Annotated in this window: 2 protein-coding genes and 1 pseudogene; 2 read left to right on the forward strand and 1 reads right to left on the reverse strand. The window is 65.3% G+C overall.

Features of this window, described 5'->3' with window-relative positions:
* Window positions 1-286, forward strand: a pseudogene (locus AB4Z11_RS29990) (EmrB/QacA family drug resistance transporter); the annotation flags it as partial.
* A gap of 20 nt (window positions 287-306) precedes the next feature.
* On the forward strand, window positions 307-1,752 hold the full coding sequence (locus tag AB4Z11_RS29995) for an efflux transporter outer membrane subunit (RefSeq protein ID WP_442029576.1): 1,446 nt from the start codon (window positions 307-309) through the stop codon (window positions 1,750-1,752).
* A gap of 148 nt (window positions 1,753-1,900) precedes the next feature.
* Here AB4Z11_RS29995 and AB4Z11_RS30000 read toward each other — a convergent pair.
* The coding region (locus tag AB4Z11_RS30000) for a LysR substrate-binding domain-containing protein (RefSeq protein ID WP_442029578.1) at window positions 1,901-2,208 on the reverse strand (308 nt) is incomplete at its 5' end.

Consider the following 2,208-nt stretch of genomic DNA (forward strand, 5'->3'; position numbering starts at 1 on the left):
CTTCCACTCGGCCCGTCTGGGCGAGGCAGTGACTGGCTTCTCGCTGGCGACCCAGCAGCGCCTGGACGCGCTGACGCAGTCCTTCATCGGCAAAGGCTTCGATCCACTGACCGCTTCGGACAAGGCGCTGAAGGCAGTCGACAGCATCGTGCGCAGGGAATCGTTTGTGATGGCCTATAACGACGGCTTCTTTATCGTCGGCGGCATCCTGCTGTCCTGCATCCTGATCCTGTGGCTGTCCGACAAAGTGAAGTCGCCTTCGGGTGGCGGCGCTGGCGCTCACTAAGAATAAACGAGGTAAACGATATGAACTTCAAACAGATTGCACTGGCGGCGGCCGTTGGGCTGGCGCTGGCAGGCTGCAGCACGATTGGTCCGGACTTCAATGCGCCGGCCAATGTGAGCGACAGTGGCTTCCGTCACGCACCGGCTGGTGCGTCGGCGGAAAGCGCGCAGTTGCCGCAGCAATGGTGGTCCGTGTTCGGCGACGACACGCTGAACCGGCTTGAACAGCAGGCCTTGCGCGACAGCCCTTCCGTGAAAGCGGCTGCGCAGCGTCTGCTGCAGGCTGAAGCCCAGCTGGGCGTGGTGCGCGCGCAGGAAGGCCCGCAACTGGGCGTGAATGCGGGCGTGTCCAATTCGCGTACTTCCGCGAACACCTCGCAGGGCCTGGCGCTGGGACACCGTTCCATCAGCGGTAACAACTATTCGCTCGGCACCACCTTCTCCTACGAGATCGACTTGCTGGGCCGCGTGCGCCGCGCCGTGGAAGCGGCCGACGCGCAGGCGCTGGCAGCGCAGGCGGACCGCGATGGCGTGCTGCTTCTGCTGTCCTCGCAAGTGGCGCAGACTTACTGGCAGCTGCGCGGCCTGGATGCGGAAATCGGCATCCTGCGCGGTGCATTGGATACGCGCCGCGAGACTGAGGAGCTGGTGAACGCGCGCTTCAACGCCGGCTTGTCCAACGAACTGGATACTTCGCGTGCCCGCATCGAGCGCGCCAATGCGGAAGCGGATCTGGAAGAAGTCCAGCGTCAGCGCAATACGCTGGAGCATGGGCTGGCTGTGCTGCTGGGTGCATCGCCATCCACCACTGTGCTGCCTGCGGTGACTGGCCAGCTGCCGGCGCCGCCTGTGATCCCGGCTGGTCTGCCGGCGAACCTGCTGTCGCATCGTCCTGACCTGGCGGGCAGCGTGGCCACGATCAAGGCGGCCAATGCGAATGTGGGCGTGGCGGAAGGCGCGTTCTATCCTTCCTTCAGCCTGACCGGCAACTTCGGTTTCGCGTCGGAGAACCTGAGCGATATCGCCAAGGGCGGCTCGCGCAATTTCAGCATCGGGCCACTGGCCTTGTCGCTGCCGATCTTTGATGGTGGCCGCAACAAGTCGAATCTGGCGCTGTCGAAGGCGCGCTATGAGGAGGCGGTGGCGAATCACGAAGGCAAGCTGCTGACGGCATTGCGCGAAGTGGAAGATGCACTGTCGGACGTGCAGCAGCGGCAGCAGCAGGGTAAGGTGCAGGCGGTTGGCCGCGAGGCGGCAGCCCGCGCCTACCTGGTGGCGCGTACCCGCTATGAGCGCGGCATCTCGACCTACCTCGACGTGACCGACGCACAGCGCAGCGCGCTGGCTGCGGATCGCGCGGCGGTGCAGATTGATACGCAGCGCCTGCTGGCAGCGGTGTCCGTCGCCCGCGCCCTCGGCGCCGGCTGGCAGCCCGAAGGCGGCCTCGCCAAGCTGGCGCAGAAGTAACGTATTGGCGCGGAGGCAAAGCGTGCTAGGGTCTGACGCGGATGTCGGACATGCGCAGCATGTTCGATGTTCGGGTCTGACCCCTAAGTGTTAGCGGTATGGGGTCAGACCCCAACATCAACAAGGCTGCGCCTTGTCAATGTCGGCGTCAGACCCCCGATGCGCCGCGTGGCGGCCAGGGGGCGTCGGGGCCGAAGCGCTCTATCATGAAGTCCACAAACGACGTCAGCTTCGGCGTCGTGCGCCGGTCGCGCGAGTAGACCAGGTGCATGGGCCGCGCGGTGGGGATGTAATCCTCCAGCAGCCGCACCAGCCGTCCCTCGGCGATATCCTCGGCCAGCGTCATCTCCGCCTGCATGATGATTCCAAACCCCGTCAACGCCGCGCGGCGCACGGCCAGGCTGCTGTTGGCACGGAAGCGGCTGCGGGGAAGTGCGCGGCCATCCTTCTCTCCCT

Origin of the sequence: Pseudoduganella sp. RAF53_2 (genome assembly GCF_052113985.1) — a bacterium.
Lineage (GTDB): Bacteria > Pseudomonadota > Gammaproteobacteria > Burkholderiales > Burkholderiaceae_D > Rugamonas.

Bases quoted from the DNA above. Each gene is read 5' to 3' on its own strand.
- AB4Z11_RS29995 (WP_442029576.1), top strand. From the start codon at position 307: ATGAACTTCAAACAGATTGCACTGGCGGCGGCCGTTGGGCTGGCGCTG.